Origin of the sequence: Sphingomonas suaedae (assembly GCF_007833215.1) — a bacterium.
In the GTDB taxonomy this organism is placed as follows: domain Bacteria; phylum Pseudomonadota; class Alphaproteobacteria; order Sphingomonadales; family Sphingomonadaceae; genus Sphingomonas; species Sphingomonas suaedae.
Genome location: NZ_CP042239.1, coordinates 124,862 through 150,919, shown reverse-complemented (window position 1 = coordinate 150,919; position 26,058 = coordinate 124,862). Strand labels below are relative to the sequence as shown.

The following is a 26,058-nucleotide window of genomic DNA, read 5'->3' as shown; positions in this document are numbered from 1 at the left end:
TAATGTTCACCGGCCCGGCGCGCCTTTCGCGACGATCGGTAGTGACGCCCACGGAGGCATCCGAGCAGTCCGATCAGCCTTCCAGCCATGTCCTCCCCCACTTTGTAACCGCATCCCGTATCACATTTCGCATTCGACACGAAATTGCGCCTGCTTGTGCCGCACGCGCAAACGGCCCTATGGCTTAACGGAAACGTCAATGCGGGAATGGATATGAGCATCGGCTTCGAAGGACGTGTCGCGATCGTTACCGGGGCGGGGGGCGGATTAGGTCGTGCCTATGCAATCGAACTCGCACGACGCGGCGCGCGCGTCGTCGTCAACGATCTGGGCGCATCGCGTGACGGCACCGGCACGTCGGACGCGGCGGCGGCGGTGGTCGCGGAGATTGAGGCCGCGGGCGGTACGGCGATGGCCAATGGCGGCAGTGTCACCGACTATGCGCAGATGGAAGAGATGGTGGCCCGCGCGACCGAGGCGTTCGGCGGCGTCCACATCCTGATCAACAATGCAGGCGTGCTGCGCGACAAGAGCTTTGCGAACATGTCGCCGGAGGATTTCCGCTTCGTTGTCGATGTGCATCTGAACGGATCGGCCAACGCCACCAAGGCGGTCTGGGCGACGATGCGCGAACAAAGTTACGGGCGCATCCTCATGACGGCCTCCTCAAGTGGACTCTATGGAAATTTCGGCCAGGCCAATTACGGCGCGGCGAAACTCGGCCTGCTGGGACTTGCCAAGACGCTGTATCTGGAGGGTGCCAAGTACAATATTCGCGTCAACACGCTCGCGCCCACTGCGGGGACGCGGATGACGGAGGATATCTTCCCCGAAGCCGCGTTCAAGGCGTTTACCCCCGAAAGCGTCGCCCCGGCGGCGCTGTTCCTCGTCAGCGAGGACGCGCCGAGCAACGCGATTGTCGGCGCGGGCGCTGGCGTGTTCCAGGCGGCCTATCTCACCCTGACCCAGGGCGCACGCCTGACCGGGGAAGACCTGAGCCCCGAAGGGGTCGCCGCGCACTGGGCGCAGATCACCGACCGAACGGGGGAGATTGTTCCCAAATCGGGTGGCGAGCAGGCGATGACGATCATGGCCAAGCTACAGGGCTGATCTACCGAATCGCCGTATTGCAACACTAATACACCTATGGCAGTCTTCCGGATACAGGAGGGACTGTCATGTATAGCCAAACCGATCTGAACAGCGCGGTGGAGGCTGGGGTGTTGAGCCCCGCGTCCGCCGCCGCGTTTCGCGACCATGTCGCAACGATGCACGCCGCGCCGATCGCGGATGAAGAGCATTTCCGGCTGTTGACCGGGTTCAACGATATTTTCGTCGCGATCGCCGCTGCGCTGATGCTGGTGGCCGCGGCGTGGATCGGGGGCGAGATCAAGCCCTGGCTTGGCGGGATCGCGGTCGCCGCACTCGCCTGGGGCCTCGCCGAATATTTCACCCGGGTGCGCCGCATGGCCCTGCCCAGCATCCTGCTGCTGCTCGCTTTCGTCGGCGGCGTCGCCGCGATGCTTGTCGGTGTGGTCGCCGACAATATCGATTCGATAGAAGCCTATGTGGGCCGCGACAACGAAACGCTGGCACGTCAGGTGGCGAGCGGGATCGCCGCAATCGTCTGTCTCGCGACGGCGGGCGCCGCGTGGCTGCACTGGGGCCGTTTCATGGTGCCGATCACCGTCGCTGCCGGGGCGGTCGCGGTTATCGGCGTGCTGTTCGCGCTCATCATGACCACCCTGCCCGATGCGCGCGACTGGGCGATGCCGATCGTCCTCGGCGGCGGCGTGCTGATGTTTCTGTTCGCGATGCGCTGGGACATGTCCGACCGTGAGCGCAAGACGCGCCGCGCCGACGTCGCATTCTGGCTCCACCTCGCCGCAGCGCCGATGATCGCGCACCCGATCTTCCACATGCTCGGCGTATTTGAGGGACCGGTTCAGCCCGCAATCGCCGCCATCATGCTGCTGCTCTATATCGGCTTTGCGGGGATCGCGCTGGCGGTGGACCGCCGCGCGCTGCTGGTCTCCAGCCTCGCCTATGTCCTCTATGCAATGTACGCATTGTTCCAGACGGCCGGCGCAGTCGAACTGGGTGCGGCACTGACCGCGCTGGTAATCGGATCGGCCCTGCTCACCCTGTCCGCCTTCTGGCAGCCGATGCGGCGGCTGGCGGTCTTGCCGCTCGGAAGCCTGGCGCAGCGGCTCCCGCCGGTTCGCCCTGCCTTCGCATGATAAAAATGGGGCGCGGTCACGTACCGCGCCCCTTCGGACTGCTCCGGCGTGAATCTTGTCCGGTAACGAAGCGACGGGTCCAAACGTTGGAGTTGATTACGCAAGCAATGTTCGCGCGGTCCCGCCCGACCCAATTGCAGCGCTTCCAATCTACTCATTCCGGTCATCGCGCCGCCAGCACGCGCAAAATGAGTAACTGACACGTTGCACCGCTCTGCGTTCGCGCTCACTCCTCCGCTATTGGGGGAAGTGAGAGATTTTGTTGCGCCCGTACATTGATTGCATTGCCGCGGTCTGGGACGATGCTGGCTGAACCGGATCCGCAACACCAGGCGAACCAGCCCCTTGATGGCCCCAAATTCGACCTGTTGATCCTTGAATTCACCGCCTCGGCGATGGCCTGCGCGTTGGAGACGTTCGGGAATCTCAACGGCGCATTGATCTTCGCCGCCGCGGCACGCGCCTGTGGCCCGTTCGATCAGCCGCACGCGCGGCGGCGCCCGGTGAGTATCAACGCCCTCGCCGCGTCGTTGGATCGCCCGTTCGAAACGGTTCGGCGACATGCGACCGCGTTGATCGATCAGGGCATACTGACGCGGTCACCCGGCGGGCTTTCCGTCTCGGTCCAGGCAATTGCCGACCCCAATGTCGCGGGAATGATCGACTACGGCCACGACCTGCTCGTCCGCCTGATCGAGGATTGCCGCACCGTGGGTTTCGCGCTTCCTCCAGCCCGCGCCGACATGACCTACGATCCGCGCTCCGGGGCTGGGATCGCGCTCGACCTCATGCTTGCCGCAGTGGAATGCCACGGGCGTCGCGAAGATCATCTCACCCGGCTGGCCTTGTTGCTGGCGATCGAATGGGCGGATCGTCGTCGTTGCACCGACAATGGCAATATTGCCACCGGGCAAGCGATCCGGACCAGCGTCGCCGCCCGGATCCTGGGCCTTCCCTACGCCACCGCATCCCGCAACATCGAGGGGCTGGTCGGGGCCGGGCTCTTGCGGCGGACTTCCGACGGACTGGCGCCCGTGGAGGAAAACGAGATCGCAGCCGAATGCCGCATCGCGATCGCCAATCGCACGCGCCAGCTGGTCGGTCGTCTGATCCAGACGGGGTTTCCGATGCAACAGCCCGCAACTGCCTATATCCGTCGGCGCCCGCCGCCCCCAAATCTCATCTGATCCGGGGGAGCGGCGGAACCCCTGCCCTTACCCGCCCGTTCCCGCTGCGACCTTCATTTCAAGGAGCAGCGCAATGCCCACCCCTCAGGAACTCGCCACCAAATTCTGGAAGGCGCTCGATGACGATCGCACCCTGTTTCTCGGCCTTGACGGCGCACGCGACGGCCACGCACAGCCGATGACCGCGCTGCGCGAGACCGATCGCGCAGGCGGACCGATCTGGTTCTTTACGACCAAGGACAATGGCCTGGTGTCCGCGCTGGCGCAGGGCCATCGCGCAATGGCGCATTTCGTGTCCAAGGGGCATGATCTGTGGGCGACGATCCATGGCAATCTGTCGATCGATCACGATCGCGCGACGATCGACCGGCTGTGGAACCCCTTCGTCGCAGCCTGGTATGAAGGCGGCAAGGACGATCCCAACCTCCAGCTGCTGCGTCTCGACACCGAACATGGCCAGATCTGGCTCAACGAGAACAGCCTGTTCGCCGGCATCAAGATGCTGCTCGGTGCCGATCCCAAGGCCGATTATGCCGACAAGGTTGCCGACGTGTCGCTCGCTTGATTTGGCATTTCCGCCCCGGCCCGCCTGCTATGGCTGGCCGGGGCAAATCGAGACCCGGTCGGTGCAATGAATCCTTCATTGCACCATCCGATAGACTGCCCCTACAGGCCCGCTGAGCTGCCGGTCATCGGGATGGGCGGCCGGACAGGACAGCATGGCCGCCCACCCCTTCAGCATCCCCAATTACCGCGCCTATTGGATCGCCCGCCTCGCCTCGACGCTGGCGGGATTGTCGATGGTCGTCGTCATCGGCTGGCAGGTCTATGATATCGCGCGTGAGACGATGGGGATCAAACAGGCCGCGCTCCAGCTCGGCCTGGTCGGTCTCGCCCAGTTCCTACCACTGCTCGCCCTCACCCTCATCACTGGCTGGGTCGCCGACCGGATCGACCGGCGCTGGATTATCCGCGGTTCGATCGCGCTGGAGATTCTCTGTGCAGCCTCGCTCGCCTGGCTGACCTGGTCGGAAACGATCAGCCTGCCCGCGCTGTTCGCCATCGCCGCGCTGCTGGGCGTTGCCCGCGCGTTCATCAGCCCCGCGCAACAGGCGCTGGCGCCCAATCTGGTTCCGCCCGCCGCCCTCCCCACCGCGATCGCGCTCAGCGCGCTTGCCTGGCAGGTCGGGTCGATCGGCGGCCCGGCGATGGGAGGCTATCTCTATGCTGCGGGACCTTCCGTTCCCTATTGGGTTTCCACGGGCCTGTTCGTCCTTTCCTTCCTGATGATGATGCTGGTGACTCCGGTCCCGCGCACCGCCATCGCGAAAGTGGGCAACCCCTTCACCCAGATGGTCGATGGCCTCCGCTATGTTCGACGCAACCGTCTGGTCCTCGGCGCGATCTCGCTCGACATGTTTGCCGTATTGCTGGGCGGAGCGACGGCGATGCTCCCCATCTATGCCCGCGACATCCTGATGATCGGCGCCGACGGGCTCGGCCATCTGCGCGCTGCCCCCGCAATCGGCGCGGTGGCCGTGGCGGTCATTCTGTCCTGGCGCCCGCTCAAATCCAATGTCGGGGTCAAGATGCTGTGGTCGGTCGTCGGCTTCGGCATTGCCACGGTCGTGTTCGGCTGGACCGGGCCGTTGATGACCCGCTGGTTCGGGCCGGAGATGATCGGAAGCGAACTGGCACCCGCGGTGCTGGTGTCCATCGCCGCGCTGATCGCACTCGGCGGATTCGACATGATCTCGGTCTATGTCCGCTCCTCACTGATCCAGTTGCACACGCCCGATGCGATGCGCGGCCGGGTGGGGTCGGTCTCGACCTTGTTCATTTCCAGCTCGAACGAACTTGGGGAGGCGCGCTCCGGCTTTCTCGCCGCGCTGATCGGCCCGTTGGTCGCGACCGTGGGCGGCGGCTTTGCTGCAATCTTGGTAACTGCGCTTTGGGCGCGTATCTTCCCCGAATTGCGGCGTGCGCGGACCTTCGATCCGCCTGCGTCGCTCGACAATTCCCCGCAAGAGGAGATCAAGGCATGAAGGCGAACACGATCCTCGAAACGATCGGCAATACCCCGCATATCCGCGTCCAGCGGCTGTTCCCGGATGCTGAGGTATGGATCAAGTCCGAACGCTCCAATCCCGGTGGGTCGATCAAGGACCGCATCGCATTGGCGATGGTCGAGGCGGCGGAGGCCGATGGCAGCCTGAAGCCCGGCGGCACGATCGTCGAACCGACCAGCGGCAATACCGGCGTCGGCCTGGCGATGGTCGCCGCGGTCAAGGGCTATAAGCTGATCCTGGTGATGCCCGAGAGCATGAGCATCGAACGCCGCCGCCTGATGCTGGCCTATGGCGCCACCTTTGACCTGACTCCCCGCGAAAAGGGCATGAAGGGTGCGATCGAGCGCGCGATCGAGATCGTCGAAGCGACGCCCGGCGCCTGGATGCCGCAACAGTTCGAGAACCCGGCCAATATCGACGTGCATGTCCGCACCACCGCGCAGGAAATCTTGGCCGACTTCGCCGACAGCCCGCCCGACGTGATCGTGACCGGGGTCGGCACCGGCGGCCACATTACCGGCGTCGCCGAGACGCTCAAGAAAAGCTGGCCGGGCCTTAAAGTCTATGCGGTCGAACCCGAACTCTCGCCCGTCATCTCGGGCGGCCAGCCAGGTCCGCACCCGATTCAGGGCATTGGTGCGGGGTTCGTGCCGAAGAACCTGCACACCGACTCGATCGACGGAGCGATCCAGGTCGACGCTGCCGACGCCAAGGAGTTCGCCCGCCGCGCCGCTCGGGAAGAGGGGATGCTGATCGGCATTTCGTCGGGAGCGACTCTGGCCGCGATCGCGAAGAAACTGGGCGACCTTCCGGCGGGTTCGCGGATCCTGGGGTTCAATTATGATACAGGTGAGCGCTATCTGAGCGTTCCGGACTTCCTTCCCGAGGCGTAATGACTCGCATTCCGTCCCGAAACGGATAATCTGTCCGAGTCGGGGAACACGGATTCCGGGGGGAAATCGTGAGGAATGCAATGATCTGCGTCAGCGTGATGCTGACGATTTTTCTGGCGTGGCCGATGGTGTTCGGCAGCGACAAAAGTGGTGCAGTGCGTGCAGCGGGTGCCAAGGTGGCGGCTGCGACCGCGCCGACAGCGAAGACGGCCAACGCGAAGCTGGTGCGGACCACGGTCAGGCCAGCCGCGTTGCCGCAAGCCAAGGCTCTGGAAAGCTGCTTCAAACGCTATGAGCGCGAATATGCAGCGTGCGGACCGACGAACAGTGCATGTCGCATGAAGGTCGCCGACAATTGGGACCTGTGCGAGGCGACTGGCTTCTGGCCCTGAGGTACGCGCTCCGGAGCTAGACGGAGCCGTGACGGATATCGCGGTGGGCTGTGGTCGTCTGTTTTCCACAGCCCCGCTTTGCGCTAAGGGCAGGCGCTTTTCGCCGCTGAAGGATTTTGCGCGCCTGTGACGCCCTCTCCGTTTTCGGATTCTCCGTCCCGAATCGCGCCCGGGCTTTGGGTCGTGCTCGCTGTGATCGCGCTGGCGGCGGTTGCGGGACCGGTTGCAGTCATCCTCTCGATGCCGCGCGTCACGGTGACCACGCCGGTGCTCGCGGAGATTGCGCGGCCCAAACGCGTCGTGCCCCAGGCGGAGCTACCCCCCGTGGAGCCGGTCCTGCTCGCCGACCTGTCGCTGTTGGAAGCGCGTGCGTTCAACGCGGCGATACCCTTCTCGGCCGCGCCCAACCCTGCGGCGCGCCCCTTTCTACTGACAGGCACCCCCGAAGATCGGGGCCGGGCGATCGACTGCCTCGCTGCCGCCACCTGGTACGAGGCAGGCGACGATACAGTGGGGCAGCGCGCGGTGGCACAAGTGGTGCTCAACCGGATGCGCCACCCCGCCTTTCCCAAATCGGTGTGCGGCGTGGTGTTTCAGGGGGAGGAGCGGCGTACCGGGTGCCAGTTCACCTTCACCTGCGACGGGGCGATGCGGCGTACCCCCTCCCCCGCCGCCTGGGCGCGGGCACAGGGTATCGCTCGCGACGCGCTGACCGGGGCGGTCTATGCCAAGGTCGGGCATTCGACGCATTATCATACCGATTGGGTCGTGCCCTATTGGAGCGCCAGCCTGGACAAGGTGGCGGAGGTCAACACCCACTTGTTCTTCCGCTGGACCGGCTGGTGGGGGACACCGCCAGCCTTTCGGCGGGGCTATGCGGGCACCGAGCCGGTGATTGCGAAAATGGCGCGGCTATCGCCGTTTCATGCCGGAGCAGCGGACGCCGCAGGCAGTGACCCGGCATTGATGCTCGATCCGGCGACCATCCCGGAGTCGGCGATTCCCAAGCCCATCGCAGTCGGCGGGGACAGTTTTCATGTCGCGCTGGACCCGTCGCTGGGTGCCGATGCTTTTGCGGCGTTGGCGATCCGGACCTGTGGCGAGCGGCCCTATTGCAAATTCCTGGGCTGGACCGATCCGGCCAAGGTGCCTCCGGCGGGGGCCACATTGACCCCGGCACAACTCGAGTCGATGTCGTTCAGCTATTTGCGGGACAAGACCCAGGGTTTTGGCAAGGCGCTGTGGAATTGTGCCGAGTTCAAGCGGCCCAGCCCGATCCAATGTATGCGGCGGGTGCCGATCGACCCGACTGCGCGGCTGCCGCTGGTTCCGCGGGTCGTGGCGACACCGGTCCCGGATCGGGCGGTACCCGACGGGCTGACCGGGGTGCGGCGGAAAGGCGAAGTCATCGCGCCGCCTTCGGTGCTGATCTCGCCCGCTCCCACCCCGACGCCCGCCGCTAAGTAATCCGCCCGGCGAGGTCGCGGGCCAGGGCTCGGGCGTCTTCGGCGACGAGGTCGACGACGGCGGGAGTGGCTCCGACGCCGGCTCCGGCGGTGTCGACACGGACCGTCACCAGGCCCAGCAGACGCTGAAGCAGCGTTTCGGACAAGGTGACGACCTGGATATTTTCGACCGGGACGATCCAGTCATTCTGGAGCAGGACGCCGCGCATCACTTGCAGGCTCGATTCGCGGACGGCGTAGCGGTGGAAGCTGCGCTGGAGCAGGGCGATGGCGACCATCGGCACTGCGACGGCGAGGCCGAGCCAGGCCAGTGGGGTCAGCAGCAGCGCCCCGGCGACCACCGCCACCGGAACGGGCATGGCGGTGAGGGCGGCGCGGACCACATGGCCGGGGGCGACGCGGCGGAGGGGGAGCCTTTCGAAGGGGGGCAGGCCCGCCCGGTCGATGATCGCGGCGACTTCATGGTCGCGGGCCAGCGGGGCCATGACCTGACGACCGCTGGGATCGTTGCTGCCGCCAAGCGTCTGGAAACTCAGCGTATTCCAGCCCAATGCGCCGCGCAACGGGCCGCGCTGGACCAAAGCAAGCTGGATACGGCGCATCGCCACCACCACCTCGCTGCGGGTCAGCAACCCTCTGGTGCGGCGGAACCTGCCGATCCCGGCGCGCAGCGTGAAATTCCAGTCGCGCAACACCGTGCGGCCGATGCCGGTAATGACCCCGAGCAGCACCACCACCCCGAACAGGCCGAAGCCGGTGGAATAATTCAAGCGGTTGCCGACCTCTCCCCGTGCGGTTCGCCACAGATCGGTTGCCTCGTCCCAGCCGAAGCCCATCGCATCCCCGATGAACTGGATCGCACCGGCCAGCGCAGCGATCCAGACCAGCGAGAAGCTGAACAGGCCGAGCAGCAACACGCGCTGCGGAGACATGGCGAAGACTTCGCTCAGCGCGTCCTCTTCCGGCAGGACATCGCCATTGTCGTCCAGCCCCACCGTCGCGCGGCGGACCGGGGCTCCGCGCAACGCTCCGCGCAGTCTTGCCGCTTCGGACAGCGACACGCTGTCCAGCACCGCTTCGTCCTTCTCCCCTCCCCCGGTTTCGACCCGGACTTCGGCGAGGCCGAAGATGCGGGACAGAGGCCCCTGTTCGATCCCGACATCCTGAATGCGTTCCAGCGGGATCGAGCGGCGGGTACGGCTCAAGATGCCGCGTTCGATCACCAGTTCGTGCGGCGTCACCGCATAGGTGAAGCGACGCCAGTTCACCCAGGTCCACACCAGGCTCAACGCCCCGACCACCCCCGCCGCCAACAGGATCCAGCCGAACCCCCGGCCCGAGGTGAAGCCGATGATCGCGGGCAGGCCGACGACATTCTGGGGCGCCTTTTTCAGGAACCAGATGAGGATCGTCAGCGGATGGACGCGGCGGGGTTCGTCGTCCCCCAATTCTTCGGGCAATTCCTCCGTCACCATGGGTCGACCGTGAGCTGTTCGCGGATCGCGTCGCGGATTTCCTCGGCAGTCGCCTTTGTGATGCCGGGCAGATCGACTTCGCTGTTCGCGGTTCCGGCGGTGTGCAGCACGAGGCTGGCGATGCCGAAGATCCGCTCGACCGGCCCCTGCGTCACGTCGATATGCTGGACGCGCGCGGCGGGGACGATGGTGTGGCGGCGGACCAGCCAGCCCGATGCGACGTGCAGTTCCCGCCCCGTCCAGGCCCAGCCCCAGCGCGCCCAGCGGCGCGGCACGGCGACGATGACGGTCCACAGCCCCAGCAACGCGATGACGACCGGCGGCGCCCAGAGGGGGAACCAGTCCACGCCGGTCGAAATCGCGAAGGACGGACCGATCGAAACCAGCGCCGCGACGGTCCAGAAGATCCCCCCGGTAAGGCGCATCGCATTGAGGTGACCGCGTTCGAGCGGGTTGAGCGGGATTTCGGGGAGCAGCATTCCTCCGTTATGGCGGGTGGGACGAAAGGCTCAAGGGGGTGGCGCGACTATTCCTCCCCGAGCTTGTCTCGGGGAGGGGGACCGCCGCGCAGCGGTGGTGGAGGGGCGGCCGCGTAGACGGCCGTGAACAGCTCGACAAAATTCTGCCCTCTACGGGGCAGCCCCTCCACCACCGCCTGCGGCGGCGGTCCCCCTCCCCTGAGCAGGCTCAGGGGAGGAATTGGATCGTGCCCCCTCCCCCGCCGCGGTGCGGTGTTGAGCGAGCCAGGCGTCGCGGGCGGCGTTGGCGGCGGCGAGGCGCGGGGCGCGCTGCGCGGCTTCTTCGGCTTCGAGGGCGGCTTCCTCTTCTTCGGTCAGCTCGCGCTTATAGTCTTCGGTGCCGGGTTCGCCGCTTTCATACCCTTCGAAATCGTCGGGTGGCGGGAAGCTGGTGCGCCATGCTTCGTCCTCGCCGTCCCACCAGATCGCGATCTCGGCGTCGCTGTCCGGACGATCCTGACAAGAATCGCGGGTTTCCGACGGGCTGTCAGGCTCCTCCTCCGGCGGGGTTTCGGATGCGAGGGCGACGAGGCCGATGGCTTCGGCGCGGCGCCATTGTTCGTCGGTCCAGCTTGCGCGGTCGGCGGGGTCGAGATCGGTGGCGGGCACGGCGGCGCTGTCGTCGACATGGGTGCGCAGCCAGCGATCGGCGCGGGCGAGCGTGCGGATCGGGGCGAGATCGTCCTCACTCGCCACGCCCGCCGCCCCGAAGCGCGCGGCGAGGAACAGGCCGGCGCGGCCCGGTGCCGCCGAGTGTTCGACCAGATCGAGAAATTGTTCGAAGTCCGCCGCGGCGAGCCGGACGGCGGCGGCGTCGGCATCGGTGCAGGCGGCGTCGGCGCGCTTGTCGAGCCGGTTCAGCATCTTCCACGCCAGCTGATTGTCGTGGCGATGCCGCGTGGTGATGCGGCCATCGTCACCGGTGACGGATTCACGCACGCCGTTGAAGGCGCGGTCCATCAGTTCGTCGGCGAGGCAATCGCGGCTGCGCAGCTGAGCCGCCTTCCACCCCAGCGCGAACGCCGCGCCGCGCGCGCTGTCGCGCAGGGCATAGGCGGTCGAGCGCGACATGCCGACGATGGCGCACGCCTGCGTGACATTATGGCCGCGCGACAGGGCGGTGAGGAAGCGCTTCTGCTTTTCAGGGGTCCAGCCGTCGTAACGCTGGGCATCGGGCACGCCGGGTTCGAGGTCGTGGAAGGCGGCGTGGTTGAAGGTCGCGGGGTTGTAGGGCGCCGGTTCTGGCGTGGTGAAAGCGTTCATGTCGGCCGGTCCTTTGCTGATGTGATGCAGAGGACCGGACAGGTATGCCGGAACGGGGGCTGTAGGAAAGTTCTATTTTTGTTCTTGTCGTGGGGTAAGAAGGAAGTTGGTTCACGCGAAGGCGCTAAGACGCGAAGAAGAAGGTTTTTTTGGTTCGCGCAGAGATCGCAGAGGCGCAGAGAGAAGGGGCGCCGTGCCGCGCCAGCGGCCTTTATGGCGAGCGCGTTCGTCGAGACGCGATGTAATGAAGGGCGGCTGACGCCGCCAAGAGGTTCGCCATCTCTGCGCCCTCTGCGCCTCTGCGCGAACAAAACCTTCTTCGCGTCTTAGCGCCTTCGCGTGAACCAAACTCTTCTTACCAGCGGATGCCCTTGGCAGCGGCGAGCTGGTCGATTTCCGCGAGCAGGGCGCGCTTTGACGCGGTGCGACGGGTGCCCTCGTTGCGGGGGACGGTGAAAGGCTCCCCGGTCTCCGCCTCGATCTCCGCGCGGCGGCGCGTGAGGGCGTGGCCGAAGGCGGCCATGTCGATGGTGCGGCCATAGTCGTCGCTGTCAATCGCGGAGGGAGTCGACATCGTGATCGCCCAGAGTTTCCGTCTTTATGCGTGTCGATAGATAGTCGAGGTCGGGGGAAAGGGCGGAGATGCCCGACCCGATCTCCACACACTCCAGGAGTTCCATTTTTGTTCTTATCGGCTCGCTATCCACGTGATATGAGGAAAATCTCGCACACACGCCAACCACACACGCCAACGCTGTGGATGGATAGGCAGATTGGATTTGACCGATTTTTGTCCGGTGGACACAAGAGCAATATGAGTGAGGAAGCCCCTGACGCGCCCGAAGCGGAACCGGACATCGCCGCAGGACCGGGCGATATCGGCGACCCATCTGAATTTGTGGCGCGCTATATTCCAGCCGATATTCTCCAAAAATATGAGGTATACTCGTATCGCAACGCGGCATTGATCCTGTCCGAAGCGCATCCGGTTGAGTTCAACGAGTTGATGGATGCGTTGCGCGCATTCAAGCTCACCCGTGACATCATCGCCACCGCAGGCGGCAATGAATCGCAGATTCCCAAGGCAGTTTCCGCGTTGCTCAGACCGAATGGGTGGCACGAAACCACCATCCAGGCCGACTTGCTGGTGAAGCTCTTGTGGCGCGAGTCCGGTTTGAATCCGAAGGGCAAGACAGTCAGCGTCAAAATGAGCCGGGAGTTGACCAAGGCGCGTTTTCTGGACGGGCATAAGGTCGATTATGTGAAGGGGCGCGTCGCGTTCGACCTTGAATGGAATAGCAAGGACCAGACGTTCGATCGCGATCTCTATGCGATGAGCGCGTTCAGCCAGTGTGGCGTGATCGATGTCGGCGTGCTGTTGACACGCAGCGCCGCGTTGAACTCCGTGTTCAAGGAAATGGGTTTGATGACCAAGTATGGCGCATCGACCACGTGGATGGGCAAGCTGCTCTATCGATTAAACGCTGGGCGCAACGGGAGCTGCCCCGTGTTAGCGATCGGCATCAAACCTGAATGTATCGAGGAGGCGGTATGAGCATCGACGCCGCACAGGATTTTGCGAAAGCAATCCGAGGACGGAAATTCGCGACAATCTTGGCTGATCCGCCGTGGCGGTTTACCAACCGTACCGGCAAGATGGCGCCTGAGCATCATCGCCTGTCGCGATATGGCACGATGAGTCTACAAGAGATTTGCGACCTTCCGGTTGAGGGCGCTGCTGCGGACACGGCCCATTTGTACCTTTGGGTACCGAACGCGCTGCTGCCCGATGGCTTGGCGGTGATGAAGGCATGGGGCTTCGAGTATAAGTCGAACCTCGTCTGGCATAAAATCCGAAAGGATGGCGGATCAGACGGACGCGGCGTCGGCTTTTACTTTCGAAACGTAACCGAACTCTGCCTGTTTGGCATTCGCGGAAAGAATGCGCGAACGCTGGCACCGGGACGGCGGCAGGTTAACTTGCTTGGGACGCGCAAACGCGAGCACAGCCGCAAGCCGGACGAATTTTACGATATCGTTGAGGCCTGCTCGCCGGGCGAACGATTGGAACTGTTTGCTCGGGGCGCACGGCCCGGTTGGACCGCATGGGGCAATCAGGCCGACGATTATGAGATTGGCTGGGAAACCTACGCGCACAATTCGAGGCGCGATGCCGCAACTGAATGGCCTGAAGCAGCGGAATAATCAGGCGGTCAAGGGCGGGGCGGGCGCCGAAGCGCCCGCCCCTCCCCTCAAACCCCAAACGCCTCCACCGGCAGCGCCATGATCGTCTCCGCGCCGCTTTCGATCTTGCGGCGGAGCGCGCCGGCGTTGGGCATGATGCGGTCGGCGTAGAAGCGGGCGGTGACCAGCTTGGCTTCGTAGAACGCCCGCCCCCCTTCGGCTTCATCATCGCCTTCGGCCAGTGCCGCGACCGCGGCGTCGGCCATGCGGAGCCACATCAGGCCGATCGCGACGGTGCCCATCAGCTCCATATAGCTGTACGCGCCGGCGCCGACCTGATTGGGGTCCTTCATGCCGTTGGCCATGAACCACATGGTCGCGGCCTGAAGCTGGCCATTGGCCTTTTCGAGCGCTTCGGCGAGGTGGGTCAGTTCGGGCTCGGCCTTGGCGGCGGCGACCTCTTCGGTGACGATGCGGAACAGGGTCTGGACCGCGCGGCCGCCATTCTGGGCGAGCTTGCGGCCGACCAGATCCATCGCCTGCACGCCGTTGGTGCCTTCATAGATCATCGCGATGCGGGCATCGCGGACGTACTGCTCCATGCCCCATTCGGCGATGTAGCCATGGCCGCCATATACCTGTTGGCTGTCGGTCGCGATGCGGTAGCCGGCGTCGGTGCCGACGCCCTTGATCACGGGGGTGAGCAGGCCGATCAGGTCGTCGGCGAGCTGACGCTCCTCCTCGCTCGCCGCCTTGTGCGACAGGTCGACCTGGAGGCCGCCCCACAGGCACAGGGCGCGCAGCCCTTCGGTCATCGCCTTGGCCTCCATCAGCATGCGGCGGACATCGGGGTGGACGAAGAGGGTGTCGGCCTTTTCCTCCGGCTCGGCAGCGCCGGTGAGCGCGCGGCCCTGACGCCGGTCGTGGGCGTACTGGACGGCGTTCTGGTACGCGACCTCGCCGATGCCGAGGCCCTGAAGCCCGACGCCGAGGCGGGCGGCGTTCATCATGATGAACATGGCGGCGAGGCCCTTCATCTCCTCGCCCACCAGCCAGCCGGTCGCGCCGTCATAGTTCATGACGCAGGTCGAGTTGGCGTGGATGCCCATCTTGTGCTCGATCGAACCGCAGGTGACGGCGTTGCGTGTCCCCAGGGTGCCGTCGTCGTTGACCATGAATTTGGGGACGACGAACAGGCTGATGCCCTTGCTGCTCTCCGGCGCGCCGGGGGTCTTGGCGAGGACGAGGTGGATGATGTTGCTGGTGAGGTCGTGCTCGCCGGAGGAGATGAAGATCTTGGTCCCCGTGATCGACCAGCTGCCGTCGGCATTGGGGGTGGCGCGGGTCTTGATGAGGCCGAGATCGGTGCCGCAATGCGGTTCGGTCAGGTTCATCGTGCCGCCCCATTCGCCGCTGACCATCTTGGGGACGTATTTCTCCTGCTGCTCGGGCGACCCCTTGGCGAGGAGGGCTTCGATCGCGCCGTGGGTCAGGCCGGGGTACATGGCGAAGGCCATGTTGGCGGAGATCATATACTCCTGGAACGCGGTGGAGACGACGTGCGGCATGGCCTGGCCGCCGAACTGCTCCGGCGCGCTGAGGGTGCCCCAGCCGGATTCTACGAACTGCTGGTAGGCTTCCTTGAAGCCGTCGGGGGTGGTCACCGAGCCGTCGGGGTGGCGGGTGCAGCCCTGCTGGTCGCCGCTATGGTTGATCGGGAACAGGACTTCGGCGACGAACCTGCCGCCCTCCTCCAGCACCGCGGTGACGGTGTCGGGCGTCGCGTTGGCGAAGCCGGGAAGGTCGGCGTAGTTGTCGATCTTTAGCACGCGATCGAGGATGAAGCGGGTGTCGCGGACGGGCGGGTTGTAGCGGGGCATCTTCTCTTCCTTCTTGAGCCCCTCCCCTTCAGGGGAGGGGTTGGTGGGGCCTCGCCCCAAGCATGTCGGTCTCGGTCTCGGTCTCGGTGAGACATTGACTGCCCCACCCCAACCCCTCCCCTGAAGGGGAGGGGCTATTGGTTCACTTGATGGGCGTGGCGCGGCCTTCGAGGACCGCGATGAAATCGTCGAGTTCGGCAATGGCGGCGTCGATATCGACCTTTTGCCGCTGGAGCAGCTCGATGCGCGCGCGGCATTTGTCGAGCGTGACCTGATGCTGGGTGCGGCGTTCGTCGCCGACGTCGTAGAGGTCGATCATCTCGCGGATCTCGGCGAGGCTGAAGCCGACGCGCTTGCCGCGCAGGATCCAGGCGAGGCGGGCGCGGTCGCGGTGCGAGTAGATGCGCTGGAGCCCGCGGCGCTCGGGGCTGATCAGCCCTTCATCCTCGTAGAAGCGCAATGCGCGCGCGGTCACCTCGAACTCGGCGCACAGGTCCGAGATCGAGAAGCTCTCCTTGTCCGGGCGGGCTTCGATCGGGGCGAAGCTGGCCACGGCCTTCAGTTTCGTTGCCATGGGGGGAATTTAGGACAGGTTGACGTTAACGTCAACTTTGTTTGATCCAGCTTACGCCGGATGGCGGCGCCAGCCCGCTCCCCCACCCGGCCACCCAGCGACAGTATTTTATGGGTGGCCGGGTGGAGGAGCGGGCTGGCGCCGCTTCAACCGCACAAACGCGTTCCCTCAGCGCTGCGGAGCGCTTCTGCTTCCGCCGCTGACTCGCTCAACCGCTCGACTTCGAGCGCGGCGAAGCTGGCACGCGGGCCGCAGAGTTTGGCGCATTCGTCAGGGACGTTGGCGGGGAAAGTGATGCGATCGCCGTCGAACTTCGCGGTGAAGGCGCAGGTGGCGCCGCCCTTGCCCTTGAGCTCGACCGCAAGGCTGGAGCCGGAGCGCGCGGCGGTGCCGCGGCCGGTGCAGCTCAATCCGTCGCCATAATCGACGAACGCGCCGATACGATAGGCATTGCCCTGGGGCACGACGCAGACCCGGTCGGTGTCGCGGGCGTAGAGGCCGGTGACGTCGGTGTTGGCGGGGTCGCGGACAATGCCGCGTTCGATCGCGGCGGTTTCGAGGCTGGGGGGCGTGGGGGATGCCCCGGGTTGCGGCCCGCTGCCGGAGCAGGCGGCGAGAAGGACGGCGGCGGCAAGGGTCGACACATTCCTCCCCCCACGGGGGAGGTGGCAGCGCGCAGCGCTGACGGAGGGGCCGCCGCGCAGACGGCGGCGGACAACTAGGCAAAATTCCGCCCTCTGCGGGGCGGCCCCTCCGTCAGCTTCGCTGCCACCTCCCCTGCGGGGCAGGGGAGGAATTTGGGATGCCCCTCCCCTCACCCGCGCACCAGCTTGCCGCCCTCAATGCGGCGGAAGAAGCAGCTGGGCTCGCCGGTGTGGCAGGCGGGGCCGGCGGGGTCGACTTTCAGCCACAAAGCGTCCTGATCGCAGTCGATCCGCGCCTCGACCACGCGCAGGACATGGCCGCTGCTCTCGCCCTTTTTCCACAGGCGCTGGCGGCTGCGCGACCAGAACCAGGCTTCGCCGGTCTCCAGCGTCCTGGCCAGCGCATCGGCGTTCATATGCGCGAGCATCAGCAGTTCCCCTGTCGCGGCGTGCGTGGCGACGGCGGTGATCAGCCCGTTGGCGTCGTAATTCGGGTTCAGGTCGAGCGTGGAATCACGGGGATCGGTCATGGGCCGGTGTTAGCCGAGCGCAGGGCGAACGTCATCCATGCGGTCGATCTCACGCATCTTATCGCAAAACGATAAATTGCCTTGCCGTTATTCGATACGTATCTTATCGAATAACAATAATCAGGAGACTCGACATGCTCATCCTCACCCGGCGCATCCTGCTGACCCTGCTGGTCCTCAACTGGGTCGCGGTCGCGGGGTTCGTGCTGTTCGGCGGCGCGTTGCTGGCGATGCCCGAATTCATGGCCGAAAAGCTGGCCAAGGGTTTCGGCCCGAACGGCGAGACGGTCCGGCTGGGACTGGTCGGCGTGATGGCGGTGGGGATTGCGGCGGCGGTGCCGGCGCATGTGATCTTCACCCGCATCATCGCGATGATCGACACGGTGCGGGCCGGCACCCCGTTCGCGCCGGTCAATGCCGAGCGGCTGCGGCAGAACGCCTGGGCGATGCTGGCGCTGCAGGTCGTCGACCTGGGCTATGGCTGGTTCGCGACGCAACTGAGCGAAGCGACCGGCGAGGTCATGCCGTGGCAATTTTCGGTCACCGGCTGGCTCGCGGTGCTGCTGCTGTTCGTGCTGGCGCGGGTGTTTCAGCAGGGCGCGGCGATGCAGGACGAGATCGAGGGAACGGTCTGATGGCGGTCCGCGTGACGCTGGACGATGTGCTGCACGCGCGGCGCATGACCCTGACCGAACTGGCCGAACGGGTCGATATCACGCTCGCCAACCTGTCGATCCTGAAGACCGGCAAGGCCAAGGCGATCCGATTTTCGACGCTGGAGGCAATCTGCCGCGCGCTGGAATGCCAGCCGGGCGACATCCTGACTTATGACGAAGGGGAATGACGATGGGCCACGATCTGATTGAGGTTTTCGTGCGATCGGGCCGCTATGCGCGGCTCTGCCCGTTGCTGTTCCTGATCCCTGTCGCGGTCGAGATGGTGCAGCATGTCGTCGAGATCCGCGCCGGGATGTATGTCGATCTTGCCGGGCTGAAGGCGGCGGAGGGCGACGCGCTCCGCCTGACCATCGGCCATGTGAAGGTGATCGCGCTGTTCCTGACCGGATATTGGGCCGCCCGCTTCCTGGTGTTCGGCGACGATCCGCTTGCGGCACGGCGGATCGACCCGGTGGCGGTGCGATTGTTCGTGCCGGTGATGGCGTGGAGCCTGTTCTGGCTGATCGCGGTACAGGACGGGCCGTTGATCGCCGATGCGGCGGGAATCGAAGGCAATGTCGCGGCGGGCGTACTGATCGTGAGCCTGTTGGTCAGCCTGTTGTTCGAGCCGTTGCTGTCGGCGTGGAAGACTGCGGCAGCGGCGGGCAATCCCGGCATCGGCTTTGTGCGGTCGATCCGGCTGACCGGCGGCATCTATCCCTATGCGGTGATCGTGTCGCTGCTGGCGATGCTGCCGCTGATGGTCGCGCATTATGCGCTGGCATTTGTGGCGGTGGGCAAGGCCCCGTGGATAGTGTGGGCGATGATGGGGCTGGATTCGCTGCTGGTCGGGTATCTGGGGGTGGTGATGGTGGCCGCGGCGTTTGTAGTGGCGCGGCGGGCGGCGGCGCGGGGTGGTATCGATCTGGTCGCAGGCGCACCCGGCGCGGCGGAGGGCGCCACCGCCTGATCACCAGTTGCGTGAACCTTTTCCGCGATGTGCCGACTACAGGTGCATGGATGAGGTGAGCGATGCAGCGGGACGATAGCCAACACGCGTCAAGACTCGCCGACGAGCTGCTGGTCGTCCGCTGCCAGCTCGGCGAGCGCGATGCGTTCGATGCGCTGGTGCGGCGATGGGCCGGGCCGATCAGCGGCTATGCCGGGCGTGTGACCGGCGACGCCGACGGCGCCGCCGAGCTGACGCAGGACGTCTGGCTGCGCGTGGTGCGCGGGATCGGGCGGATCGAGGACACAAGCCGGTTCCGGTCGTGGCTGTTCGGCATCGCCCATCGCGCCTTTGCCGACCAGCTGCGCCGCAAATACCGCGCCGCGATGCCGCTGCCCGCCGAGGACGATGTCGACGCGGGCGAGAGTGAGGCGGCGTTCGACGTCGAAGCGGTCGAGCGCGGGCTGGCGCGACTGGCGCCGGTCGAACGCGAGATCCTGACGCTCTTCTACCTGGAGGAACTGGCGATCGACGAGGTCGCCACCGCGCTGTCGATCCCGACCGGAACCGTCAAGTCACGGCTGCACCGCGCCCGCAAGCAATTGCGGCGCGCGCTTGAATCGCATGGAGACACCCAATGACCCTTGCCCCCCGGATGGATGCTGCCCCGGAAGTGCGGATCGTCAGCGCCGAATTATCCCCCGGCCCCCGCGTCGCCCACGCGCTGTTGCTGGCCGCGGCGCTGAGCGGGACGGTGGTAACGCTGTCGCTGTTCATCACCGAGCCTGACCTGCCGCTGCGCACGCGCGCCGCACTTGCGGTGCTGTCGCTGATCGGGATGGGATGGACCGGCTATGCGCTGTGGGTGCTGACCCGGCGTCGCGTGCTGTATGCGCGCCAGCAGGTCGTGGCGGGCTGGATGGCGGTTAGCTTTACATCGGTGTTCACACTGGGCGCGTTGGCGATCGGGATCGGATCGGGGATGCCCGTTGGGTTCGCCGCAGCGGCAATGGGAGGGGCGATGGTCGGGGCCGCGCTGCTGCTGCTGAGCCGGGCGCGGCGGCGGCTGACGGCGCTGACCGCCAAGCGGCGGGCGCTGGAGACGCAGATGGCGGAGGGGGTGCGATGATCCGCCTGCTGCTGACCGGGCTGGCGCTGCTGGCCAGCGCGGCCACCGCCAGCGCCGCGCTGATCGCGCCGCAACTGGGCGAAGCGCGGACCGAGCGACTGGTTGCCCCCGACGGGCGAGCGATGGCGGTCGAGCGCGGGTTTGTGCGTGTCCCCGAGCGCCGCCACCGCGCTGCGCCGGAAGGGGTGATCGAACTGGCGGTGATGCGGCTGCGCTGGGCGGACGCACCGAGCCGGATCGTCAATATGGTGCTGGCGGGCGGACCGGGCGATTCCGGCACCGGGTTGCTGAGGGGCCTCTCCGCCGCACGCGCGGCGGGGTTGCTCGACCTGATGGGCGGAGACGTGATCGCGTTCGACCAGCGCGGGAGCGGGCGGTCGCGGCCGAGCCTTGCCCTGCCCGAGCGCGTACCGCTGCCGCTGGAGGCCGAGGGCTCCCCTGCCCTGTGGTTGCCGGTGATGGCGGATGCGGCGCGCGCGGCAGCGCGGCAGTTCGCGGCGCGCGGGGTGCGGCTGGCATCCTATACCAGCGCGGAGAATGCCGATGATGTCGACGCGGTGCGACGCGCGTTCGGCTATGCGACGATGCATCTGTGGGGGCGCAGCTATGGATCGCACCTCGCGCTGGCGACGGTGCGGCGGCATCCGGGCAGCGTCGCGCGGCTGATTCTGGTCAGTCCCGAAGGTCCCGATCATACCTACAAGCTGCCCGCGCAGACCGATGTGGTGATTGCGCGCATCGCCGAGCGAGCGGGAACGCCGGAGCTGCCCGCGACGATGCGGACGGTGATTACGCGGTTGCTGCGCGAACCGGTGACGGTCGAGGTGGCGGGGCCGGACGGCGCGGCGCAGCGCGTCACCATCGGCGCGTTCGACGTGCAGTGGCTGACCGCGCAGGCGCTGGGCGATCCGCGCACGCTCGCCACCCTGCCTGCCGCCTATCGCGAAATGGCAGGGGGGGATTTTCGCCGCATGGGCGCGGTGGCGCTGGCGGCGCGCAGCCAGTGGCGGCTGGGGTCGGGGATGAAATACATGATGGACCTCGCCTCGCATGGCAGCCCGGCGCGGTTGCGGCGGATCGAGCGGCAGGCGCGGACCGCGCTGCTCGGCAATGCGATCAACTTTCCGCTGATGGCGCTGCGCGATGCCTGGCCCGCCGTCGATCTGGGTGCGGCCTATCGCAAGCGGGTGCGCAGTGCGGTGCCAACGCTGATCCTGGTCGGCGACCTAGACGCGCGCACGCCGGTGGAGAATGCGCGAGAGATCGCGCGCGGGCTTTCGCATGCGCAGATCGTCGTGGTGGAGAATGCCGCGCACCAGTTCGACCTGTTCGGGAATGCTGTTCTGCAGCCGATATTGCGGGAGTTTGTTGCGGGTCGGGCGGTAACGACGCAGCGGGTGCGGGTGCGGGAGATCGGGTTTCAGCGGTGAGCCCGTTCCTCCCCTTTACCCCCCGATCCCGACCTCGCCCGGCGGGGGTGCGTTGACGTGGGTCCAGATCGCGCTGACCACCACCGAGCCTTCGCCGACGCTGCTGGCGACGCGCTTGACCGAGCCGGAGCGGACGTCGCCGACCGCGAAGATGCCGGGGCAGGAGGTGGCGTAGCTGGACGATCCGCCGACATCCCTTCCGGTGCGGACGAAGCCGTGCTGGTCGAGTTCGACCAGGCCCGAGAGCCAGCCGGTGTTGGGCGCTGCGCCGATCATGATGAACAATGCGCGGCAATCGACGTCGTGGCTGCCCGATGGGCTAGTAAACACGACGCGTTCGAGATGGGCGTCGCCGTCGAGCTGCTTGAGCTGGCTGTGGGTGTGGATGGTGATGCGCGGGTCGGCCTCCAGCCGGTCGCGCAGATAGGCGCTCATCGTGTCGGCAAGGCTGGCGCCGCGCACCACGACATGGACGCGCTTGGCGACGCGCGAGAGGTACATGGCCGCCTGCCCCGCGCTGTTGCCGCCGCCGACGACCACCGCCTCGGTCCGGGCGCACAGGCGTGCTTCCATCTCGGTTGCGGCGTAGTAGATGCCGGCGCCTTCGAACGTTTCGAGCCGGTCGAGCGGCAGGCGGCGATATTGCACGCCGGTGGCGACGAGCACCGCGCGGGCGCAAAGTTCCTCGCCGCCGTCGAGCGTGACGCAGAAGTCGGTATCGCGCCGCGCCAGCGCTTCGACCCGGCGCGGCATGGCGAAGCAGGTGCCGAACTTCATCGCCTGAACCTGTCCGCGAAAGGTCAGGTCCGCGCCGGAGATGCCGGTGGGAAAGCCCATATAGTTTTCGATGCGCGAACTGGTGCCCGCCTGTCCACCGATCGCGGTATCCTCGATTACCAGCGCGCGCAGCCCTTCCGACCCGGCATAGACTGCGGCGGCGACCCCGGCCGGGCCCGCGCCGACGATGATAAGGTCGAACAGCTCGGCGGAGCGGGCCTTGAGGTCGAGGCCGAGATGGCGGGCGACCGCGCGGGGCGTGGGATCGGGGATCGGGTTGCCCGACCAGAGGACCTGCGGTTCGCCGTCCGCCTCCTCATGGAACGGGATGCGGTTGCGGTGGAGGAAGCTGGCGACGCGCGCGACGGCGGGGTCGCGCTCGGCTCCGCGCACGACGAGGCTGCTGTCGCCGGCTTCGAAGATGCGGCGGCGGCGTGCGGAGAATACGGTGAGGATATGGTCGCCGATTTCGGGGATCGCGCTCATCAGGCGGAGCATGTCGGGGCGCAGCGCTTCGAGCGTGCGCGTGGGAGCACAGGCGCGCATGGTCAGCGTAAGCGGGCCGCCGTTGAGAAAGGCGAGTTCGCCCATGAACTGTCCGGGGCCGATCGTGCCGGGCATCAGCCGACCGCCGGTGACCGGATCGGCGACCTCGATCTCACCTTCCTCGACCAGCACGAAGCGGTCCTGCGGCGCGCCGGCTGCCAACACGATATCGCCGGGCTGATAGTGGCGGGTGGTGGAGATGGCTCGGATCGCGTCCAGCTGGGAGCCGGGAAATGGCCGTGGGGCCATGGTGTTGAGGTCGCCGCCGATCGATTCCATATCGGGAGTTTAGGGGGGCGTTTCGGGGACGCAACTGTTTGAGCGGATACGGCCGCGACTGGGGTGTCCGTCGCGGCCGTGTCTCTGCGAGGCTTTTTCTGCCCCTCTCCCAACCCTCTCCCCTTAAGGGGAGAGGGCTTTTACGTTCGCTTACGCCTTCAGGTCGAAGCGGTCGGCGTTCATCACCTTGGTCCAGGCCTTGACGAAGTCCTTCACGAACTTTTCCTCATGGCCGTTCTCGGCATAGACTTCGGCCACCGCGCGCAGTTCGGAGTTGGAGCCGAAAATCAGGTCCGCGCGGGTCGCGCGCCAGGTTTCGTGGCCGCCCTTGCGGTCGGTGGCGACGAATTCCTGATCGTCCGATCCCTCCACCGCCTTCCAGACATTGGTCATGCCCAGCAGGTTGACGAAGAAGTCGTTGGTGAGTTGACCCGAACGATGGGTGAAATGGCCGTGGCCGCGCTCGCCATGATTGGCGCCGAGGACGCGCAGGCCGCCGACCAGCACCACCAGTTCCGGCACCGAAAGGCCGAGCAGCGACGCGCGGTCGAGCATCATTTCCTCGGTCTTCACCGCCAGCTTCTTCTTGCCGACATAGTTGCGGAAGGCGTCGGCCTCCGGCTCCATGACGGCGAAGCTGTCGGCGTCGGTCTGTTCCGCCGTCGCGTCGCCGCGGCCGCCGGTGAAGGGCACCGGGACGTTGAAGCCCGCATCCTTGATCGCCTTTTCAAGGCCCACCACGCCGCCGAGCACGATCGCATCGGCCATCGACATCGAACCGCGCAGGCCGTCGAGCGTGTCGAGCACCTTGGCGAGCATTTCGGGCTCATTGACCTCCCAGTCCTTTTGCGGGGCGAGGCGGACGCGCGCGCCGTTGGCGCCGCCGCGATGGTCGGACTTGCGATAGGTGCTGGCCGAGGCCCAGGCGGTCTTGATCAGCTGGCTGACGGTCAGGCCGCTATTGGCGATCTTGTCCTTCACCGCCGCGACATCGGCGTCCGAGGGCATGGTGCCGGCGGGGATCGGGTCCTGCCAGATCAGGTCTTCCTCCGGCACTTCCGGGCCGAGGTAGCGGACCTTGGGGCCCATGTCGCGATGGGTGAGCTTGAACCAGGCGCGGGCGAAGGCGTCCTTGAACGCTTCATGATCGGCGCGGAACCGCTCGCTGATCGCGCGGAATTCCGGGTCGCGCTTCAGGGCCATGTCGGCGGTGGTCATCATCGTCGGGACCTTGAGGTTCGGGTCCCAGGCCGCCGGGGCCATGTCCTCCTCTTTCTGGTTGATCGGCTGCCACTGATTGGCACCCGCGGGGGACTTCACCAGCTCATAGTCATAGTCGAACAGCAGGCGGAAATAATTCTCCGTCCATTCGCGCGGAGTATTGGTCCAGGCGCCTTCGATCCCGCTGGTGACGGTATGTTCGCCGATACCGCCGCTTTCATGGCTGGACACCCAGCCAAAGCCGAGCGCGGTGATGTCACCGCCGGCCGGGCCAGCGCCCAGCAGCGAGGGGTCGCCATTGCCATGCGCCTTGCCGAAGGTGTGGCCACCCGCGGTGAGCGCGACGGTTTCCTCCGGGCTCATCGCCATGCGGGCGAAGGTTTCCTTCATGTCGCGGGCCATGCCCGCGTCGTCATGCGGGTTGCCGCCCGGCCCTTCCGGATTGACGTAAATCAGGCCCATCTGGATCGCGGCGAGCGGACCTTCGAGTTCATGCATCCCATGTTCGGGCGCGATGCGGGTCTGAACGCCCTCGTTCACCCATTTGTCCTCGCTGCCCCAATAGATGTCGCGCTCCGGCTCATAGACGTCGGCGCGGCCGCCGCCGAAGCCGAACACGGGGCCGCCCATCGATTCGATCGCGACATTGCCGGTCAGGATGAACAGATCGGCCCAGCTGATCTTGTTGCCGTATTTCTGCTTGATCGGCCACAGCAGACGGCGGGCCTTGTCGAGATTGCCATTGTCGGGCCAGCTGTCGAGCGGGGCGAAACGCTGTTGCCCGCTATTGGCGCCGCCACGACCGTCGGCGGTGCGATAGGTGCCGGCCGCGTGCCAGGCCATGCGGATGAAGAACGGGCCGTAATGGCCGTAATCCGCCGGCCACCAATCCTGGCTGTCGGTCATCAGCGCATGGAGATCGGCCTTCAGCGCATCATAGTCGAGGCTCTTGAACGCCTCGGCATAGTCGAATTCCTCGCCCATCGGGTTGGACGGGCCGTTGGGGTTGAGGATTTCGGTGGCGAGCATTTCGGGCCACCAGTCCTTGTTGGTGCGGCCCAGCAGGGCGCGGACTCCGCCACCGCTCACCGGGCAACCGCCGCCGTCGATCGATCCTGTCTTGGCGTCCATGGGGAATCCCTCCATCTTTCATCGTTGGTGTGGTGCAGAAGCTATCGGAGCCGTGCAGCGCGCTGAAACGAGATAAACAGGTCAGTGCGAGTGAGGAAATCGATCAAGTCATCGATGTGTCATCGATTGTTACGAACAGGGTGGGGATTGGGGTGGATAAAGCCCCTCCCCTTCAGGGGAGGGGTTGGGGGTGGGGCCTCGGGGTCTCACCGAGCCGACACGCCCAGAGGATAGGCCCCACCCCAACCCCTCCCCTGAAGGGGAGGGGCTATAGCCTGCCTCACCGTTCCCGGATCGCCTTGATCAACTCGTCCTTGGTCATGTCCGAGCGCCCTTCGATGCCGATATCGCGGGCTTCGTCGTACAGTTCGTCCTTGGTCCGGTTTTCGAGATGCGTGCTGTTGCGATCGAGCGAATGGTTCGCCTGGGCATTGGCGATGCGCGCCGCTTTCTCCTTCGAAGCGCCCGCATCGCGCAGCATTTCGTACATTTCATCGTCCTTGACCTGGGGTCCGTGGTCCTTTGCCATCAGGGGTCTCCTTGCCTGGTTTCCGACCCATCAACCTACGGGGAAACACAATGATCCCCGATTTGATGTTACAAACAGGCGACAAAGCCGGATCGG

The 26,058-nt window shown here is 65.9% G+C and carries 27 protein-coding genes; 16 read left to right on the top strand and 11 right to left on the bottom strand.

The window, feature by feature from the left end; genetic code table 11:
• Positions 1-213: 213 nt before the first annotated feature.
• The 8 genes from FPZ54_RS00660 (at position 214) to FPZ54_RS00625 (ending at position 8,248) form a co-directional block, all read left to right on the top strand.
• Entirely contained in the window at positions 214-1,110 is an 897-nt protein-coding gene (locus FPZ54_RS00660) for an SDR family NAD(P)-dependent oxidoreductase (RefSeq protein WP_145844220.1), read from the top strand.
• Between the two features lie 68 nt (positions 1,111-1,178).
• Positions 1,179-2,240 (top strand): hypothetical protein, encoded by a 1,062-nt coding sequence (locus tag FPZ54_RS00655; protein WP_145844218.1) that lies wholly within the window; start codon positions 1,179-1,181, stop codon positions 2,238-2,240.
• Between the two features lie 302 nt (positions 2,241-2,542).
• Positions 2,543-3,427, top strand: a complete 885-nt coding sequence (locus FPZ54_RS00650; RefSeq protein ID WP_145844217.1) for a hypothetical protein — start codon at positions 2,543-2,545, stop codon at positions 3,425-3,427.
• Between the two features lie 73 nt (positions 3,428-3,500).
• Entirely contained in the window at positions 3,501-3,992 is a 492-nt protein-coding gene (locus tag FPZ54_RS00645) for a pyridoxamine 5'-phosphate oxidase family protein (RefSeq protein WP_145844215.1), read from the top strand.
• A 154-nt stretch (positions 3,993-4,146) separates the two neighbouring features.
• Positions 4,147-5,472 carry an MFS transporter gene (locus tag FPZ54_RS00640; RefSeq protein ID WP_145844213.1) on the top strand — a complete coding sequence of 442 codons (1,326 nt, stop codon included), beginning with the start codon at positions 4,147-4,149 and terminating at the stop codon, positions 5,470-5,472.
• Positions 5,469-6,389, top strand: coding sequence for a cysteine synthase A (cysK, locus tag FPZ54_RS00635; RefSeq protein ID WP_145844211.1), 921 nt, complete (start codon positions 5,469-5,471; stop codon positions 6,387-6,389). Before FPZ54_RS00640 ends, cysK begins: the two co-directional genes overlap by 4 nt.
• 68 nt (positions 6,390-6,457) lie before the next feature.
• A complete protein-coding gene (locus tag FPZ54_RS00630) occupies positions 6,458-6,781 on the top strand; it encodes a hypothetical protein (protein ID WP_145844209.1) in 324 nt (107 codons plus the stop codon).
• A gap of 183 nt (positions 6,782-6,964) precedes the next feature.
• The gene (locus tag FPZ54_RS00625; protein ID WP_239019661.1) at positions 6,965-8,248 is read left to right on the top strand and encodes a cell wall hydrolase; all 1,284 of its coding nucleotides are present in this window, start codon (positions 6,965-6,967) and stop codon (positions 8,246-8,248) included.
• Here the strand turns inward: FPZ54_RS00625 and FPZ54_RS00620 are convergent.
• The 4 genes from FPZ54_RS00620 to FPZ54_RS00605 form a co-directional block, all read right to left on the bottom strand.
• The gene (locus tag FPZ54_RS00620; RefSeq protein ID WP_145844207.1) at positions 8,241-9,722 is read right to left on the bottom strand and encodes a PH domain-containing protein; all 1,482 of its coding nucleotides are present in this window, start codon (positions 9,720-9,722) and stop codon (positions 8,241-8,243) included. The two genes, FPZ54_RS00625 and FPZ54_RS00620, sit on opposite strands and share 8 nt — an antisense overlap.
• The gene (locus tag FPZ54_RS00615; protein ID WP_239019660.1) at positions 9,716-10,201 is read right to left on the bottom strand and encodes a PH domain-containing protein; all 486 of its coding nucleotides are present in this window, start codon (positions 10,199-10,201) and stop codon (positions 9,716-9,718) included. Before FPZ54_RS00615 ends, FPZ54_RS00620 begins: the two co-directional genes overlap by 7 nt.
• A 150-nt stretch (positions 10,202-10,351) precedes the next feature.
• Complete coding sequence (locus FPZ54_RS00610; RefSeq protein ID WP_145844206.1) at positions 10,352-11,503, bottom strand: hypothetical protein; 1,152 nt, start codon at positions 11,501-11,503, stop codon at positions 10,352-10,354.
• Between the two features lie 355 nt (positions 11,504-11,858).
• Entirely contained in the window at positions 11,859-12,077 is a 219-nt protein-coding gene (locus tag FPZ54_RS00605; RefSeq protein ID WP_145844204.1) for a hypothetical protein, read from the bottom strand.
• A 240-nt stretch (positions 12,078-12,317) separates the two neighbouring features.
• Between FPZ54_RS00605 and FPZ54_RS00600 the strand changes: the two genes are divergently transcribed.
• Both FPZ54_RS00600 and FPZ54_RS00595 read left to right on the top strand, forming a co-directional pair.
• Positions 12,318-13,058, top strand: a complete 741-nt coding sequence (locus FPZ54_RS00600) for a BglII/BstYI family type II restriction endonuclease (protein ID WP_145844202.1) — start codon at positions 12,318-12,320, stop codon at positions 13,056-13,058.
• On the top strand, positions 13,055-13,708 hold the full coding sequence (locus FPZ54_RS00595) for an MT-A70 family methyltransferase (RefSeq protein ID WP_145844200.1): 654 nt from the start codon (positions 13,055-13,057) through the stop codon (positions 13,706-13,708). The genes FPZ54_RS00600 and FPZ54_RS00595 overlap by 4 nt, the downstream gene beginning before the upstream one ends.
• Positions 13,709-13,755: 47 nt before the next feature.
• On the opposite strand, the gene FPZ54_RS00590 is transcribed toward FPZ54_RS00595, so the two are convergent.
• The 4 genes from FPZ54_RS00590 to hisI form a co-directional block, all read right to left on the bottom strand.
• On the bottom strand, positions 13,756-15,567 hold the full coding sequence (locus FPZ54_RS00590) for an acyl-CoA dehydrogenase C-terminal domain-containing protein (RefSeq protein ID WP_145844199.1): 1,812 nt from the start codon (positions 15,565-15,567) through the stop codon (positions 13,756-13,758).
• Positions 15,568-15,709: 142 nt separating this feature from the next.
• Entirely contained in the window at positions 15,710-16,141 is a 432-nt protein-coding gene (locus FPZ54_RS00585; protein ID WP_145844197.1) for a MerR family transcriptional regulator, read from the bottom strand.
• Positions 16,142-16,287: 146 nt separating this feature from the next.
• Positions 16,288-16,785 (bottom strand): hypothetical protein, encoded by a 498-nt coding sequence (locus FPZ54_RS00580; protein ID WP_145844195.1) that lies wholly within the window; start codon positions 16,783-16,785, stop codon positions 16,288-16,290.
• Positions 16,786-16,955: 170 nt separating this feature from the next.
• On the bottom strand, positions 16,956-17,315 hold the full coding sequence (gene hisI, locus FPZ54_RS00575) for a phosphoribosyl-AMP cyclohydrolase (RefSeq protein ID WP_145844194.1): 360 nt from the start codon (positions 17,313-17,315) through the stop codon (positions 16,956-16,958).
• Between the two features lie 134 nt (positions 17,316-17,449).
• On the opposite strand from hisI, the gene FPZ54_RS00570 reads away from it, so the two are divergent.
• The 6 genes from FPZ54_RS00570 (at position 17,450) to FPZ54_RS00545 (ending at position 21,479) form a co-directional block, all read left to right on the top strand.
• Positions 17,450-17,950 (top strand): DUF2975 domain-containing protein, encoded by a 501-nt coding sequence (locus FPZ54_RS00570; protein WP_145844192.1) that lies wholly within the window; start codon positions 17,450-17,452, stop codon positions 17,948-17,950.
• A complete protein-coding gene (locus FPZ54_RS00565) occupies positions 17,950-18,159 on the top strand; it encodes a helix-turn-helix domain-containing protein (RefSeq protein ID WP_145844190.1) in 210 nt (69 codons plus the stop codon). The genes FPZ54_RS00570 and FPZ54_RS00565 overlap by 1 nt, the downstream gene beginning before the upstream one ends.
• A gap of 2 nt (positions 18,160-18,161) precedes the next feature.
• A complete protein-coding gene (locus FPZ54_RS00560) occupies positions 18,162-18,941 on the top strand; it encodes a hypothetical protein (protein ID WP_145844188.1) in 780 nt (259 codons plus the stop codon).
• A gap of 62 nt (positions 18,942-19,003) precedes the next feature.
• Positions 19,004-19,561, top strand: a complete 558-nt coding sequence (locus FPZ54_RS00555; protein WP_145844186.1) for an RNA polymerase sigma factor — start codon at positions 19,004-19,006, stop codon at positions 19,559-19,561.
• A complete protein-coding gene (locus FPZ54_RS00550; protein WP_145844185.1) occupies positions 19,558-20,049 on the top strand; it encodes a hypothetical protein in 492 nt (163 codons plus the stop codon). The genes FPZ54_RS00555 and FPZ54_RS00550 overlap by 4 nt, the downstream gene beginning before the upstream one ends.
• Complete coding sequence (locus FPZ54_RS00545) at positions 20,046-21,479, top strand: alpha/beta fold hydrolase (RefSeq protein ID WP_145844183.1); 1,434 nt, start codon at positions 20,046-20,048, stop codon at positions 21,477-21,479. Before FPZ54_RS00550 ends, FPZ54_RS00545 begins: the two co-directional genes overlap by 4 nt.
• Before the next feature lie 15 nt (positions 21,480-21,494).
• Here the strand turns inward: FPZ54_RS00545 and FPZ54_RS00540 are convergent, their stop codons facing one another.
• From FPZ54_RS00540 to FPZ54_RS00530, 3 genes are all read right to left on the bottom strand, one after another.
• Positions 21,495-23,081, bottom strand: a complete 1,587-nt coding sequence (locus FPZ54_RS00540) for an FAD-dependent oxidoreductase (RefSeq protein WP_145844182.1) — start codon at positions 23,079-23,081, stop codon at positions 21,495-21,497.
• Positions 23,082-23,231: 150 nt separating this feature from the next.
• On the bottom strand, positions 23,232-25,433 hold the full coding sequence (katG, locus tag FPZ54_RS00535) for a catalase/peroxidase HPI (protein ID WP_145844180.1): 2,202 nt from the start codon (positions 25,431-25,433) through the stop codon (positions 23,232-23,234).
• Between the two features lie 280 nt (positions 25,434-25,713).
• Complete coding sequence (locus FPZ54_RS00530; RefSeq protein ID WP_145844179.1) at positions 25,714-25,962, bottom strand: DUF7218 family protein; 249 nt, start codon at positions 25,960-25,962, stop codon at positions 25,714-25,716.
• Positions 25,963-26,058: the final 96 nt, after the last annotated feature.

Bases quoted from the DNA above. Each gene is read 5' to 3' on its own strand.
- FPZ54_RS00600 (WP_145844202.1), top strand. From the start codon at position 12,318: ATGAGTGAGGAAGCCCCTGACGCGCCCGAAGCGGAACCGGACATCGCC.
- katG (WP_145844180.1), bottom strand. From the start codon at position 25,433: ATGGACGCCAAGACAGGATCGATCGACGGCGGCGGTTGCCCGGTGAGC.
- cysK (WP_145844211.1), top strand. From the start codon at position 5,469: ATGAAGGCGAACACGATCCTCGAAACGATCGGCAATACCCCGCATATC.
- FPZ54_RS00540 (WP_145844182.1), bottom strand. From the start codon at position 23,081: ATGGAATCGATCGGCGGCGACCTCAACACCATGGCCCCACGGCCATTT.
- FPZ54_RS00655 (WP_145844218.1), top strand. From the start codon at position 1,179: ATGTATAGCCAAACCGATCTGAACAGCGCGGTGGAGGCTGGGGTGTTG.
- FPZ54_RS00555 (WP_145844186.1), top strand. From the start codon at position 19,004: ATGCAGCGGGACGATAGCCAACACGCGTCAAGACTCGCCGACGAGCTG.
- FPZ54_RS00645 (WP_145844215.1), top strand. From the start codon at position 3,501: ATGCCCACCCCTCAGGAACTCGCCACCAAATTCTGGAAGGCGCTCGAT.
- FPZ54_RS00620 (WP_145844207.1), bottom strand. From the start codon at position 9,722: ATGGTGACGGAGGAATTGCCCGAAGAATTGGGGGACGACGAACCCCGC.
- FPZ54_RS00590 (WP_145844199.1), bottom strand. From the start codon at position 15,567: ATGCCCCGCTACAACCCGCCCGTCCGCGACACCCGCTTCATCCTCGAT.
- FPZ54_RS00610 (WP_145844206.1), bottom strand. From the start codon at position 11,503: ATGAACGCTTTCACCACGCCAGAACCGGCGCCCTACAACCCCGCGACC.
- FPZ54_RS00605 (WP_145844204.1), bottom strand. From the start codon at position 12,077: ATGTCGACTCCCTCCGCGATTGACAGCGACGACTATGGCCGCACCATC.
- FPZ54_RS00640 (WP_145844213.1), top strand. From the start codon at position 4,147: ATGGCCGCCCACCCCTTCAGCATCCCCAATTACCGCGCCTATTGGATC.
- FPZ54_RS00585 (WP_145844197.1), bottom strand. From the start codon at position 16,141: ATGGCAACGAAACTGAAGGCCGTGGCCAGCTTCGCCCCGATCGAAGCC.
- FPZ54_RS00545 (WP_145844183.1), top strand. From the start codon at position 20,046: ATGATCCGCCTGCTGCTGACCGGGCTGGCGCTGCTGGCCAGCGCGGCC.
- FPZ54_RS00595 (WP_145844200.1), top strand. From the start codon at position 13,055: ATGAGCATCGACGCCGCACAGGATTTTGCGAAAGCAATCCGAGGACGG.
- hisI (WP_145844194.1), bottom strand. From the start codon at position 17,315: ATGACCGATCCCCGTGATTCCACGCTCGACCTGAACCCGAATTACGAC.
- FPZ54_RS00660 (WP_145844220.1), top strand. From the start codon at position 214: ATGAGCATCGGCTTCGAAGGACGTGTCGCGATCGTTACCGGGGCGGGG.
- FPZ54_RS00565 (WP_145844190.1), top strand. From the start codon at position 17,950: ATGGCGGTCCGCGTGACGCTGGACGATGTGCTGCACGCGCGGCGCATG.
- FPZ54_RS00550 (WP_145844185.1), top strand. From the start codon at position 19,558: ATGACCCTTGCCCCCCGGATGGATGCTGCCCCGGAAGTGCGGATCGTC.
- FPZ54_RS00530 (WP_145844179.1), bottom strand. From the start codon at position 25,962: ATGGCAAAGGACCACGGACCCCAGGTCAAGGACGATGAAATGTACGAA.
- FPZ54_RS00650 (WP_145844217.1), top strand. From the start codon at position 2,543: ATGCTGGCTGAACCGGATCCGCAACACCAGGCGAACCAGCCCCTTGAT.
- FPZ54_RS00615 (WP_239019660.1), bottom strand. From the start codon at position 10,201: ATGCTGCTCCCCGAAATCCCGCTCAACCCGCTCGAACGCGGTCACCTC.
- FPZ54_RS00560 (WP_145844188.1), top strand. From the start codon at position 18,162: ATGGGCCACGATCTGATTGAGGTTTTCGTGCGATCGGGCCGCTATGCG.
- FPZ54_RS00570 (WP_145844192.1), top strand. From the start codon at position 17,450: ATGCTCATCCTCACCCGGCGCATCCTGCTGACCCTGCTGGTCCTCAAC.